Here is a 505-nt window from a genome sequence, read left to right as displayed (position 1 = left end):
CAAGATGCCTTGTCCTTTATGGAAGTGATAGGTATTAACGCTGCTAACCACAGAGAGTTACATGAGACATCATTGTTTACGTCTCACGAGGCGCTATTGCTGAATTACGAACAGGCCCTGACCCGCAACGATACGCTGACCGGCAAGTGGTATAACTGCTCCGCTCATATGTTGTGGATAGGGGAACGTACACGTCAGTTGGATCATGCCCATGTTGAATTTTTCCGCGGTATTCACAACCCTATAGGTGTGAAGGTCGGACCTTCAATGCAGGAAGATGAACTGATTCGCTTGATAGACGCACTTAACCCGCAAAATGAAGCGGGACGCTTGACTCTGATCACCCGTATGGGGGCCAATAACCTGGGCGACAAACTGCCATCCTTGTTACGCAGGGTCAAACAGGAAGGCCGTCAGGTGGTATGGAGTTCAGATCCCATGCACGGTAACACAGTCAAAGCGTCAAGCGGCTACAAGACCCGTAACTTTGACGACATTCTGCGTG

1 protein-coding gene is annotated in these 505 nt (G+C 49.9%); it reads left to right on the top strand.

Annotated features, from left to right (window positions below; translation table 11 throughout):
• Positions 1-505, top strand: a 505-nt coding sequence (locus J0A66_RS21610; protein ID WP_206575922.1) for a 3-deoxy-7-phosphoheptulonate synthase, incomplete at both ends; no start/stop codon positions are given.

Source organism: Bowmanella dokdonensis, from assembly GCF_017254865.1.
In the GTDB taxonomy this organism is placed as follows: domain Bacteria; phylum Pseudomonadota; class Gammaproteobacteria; order Enterobacterales; family Alteromonadaceae; genus Bowmanella; species Bowmanella dokdonensis.
This window is presented reverse-complemented; position numbering and strand designations above follow the sequence as displayed.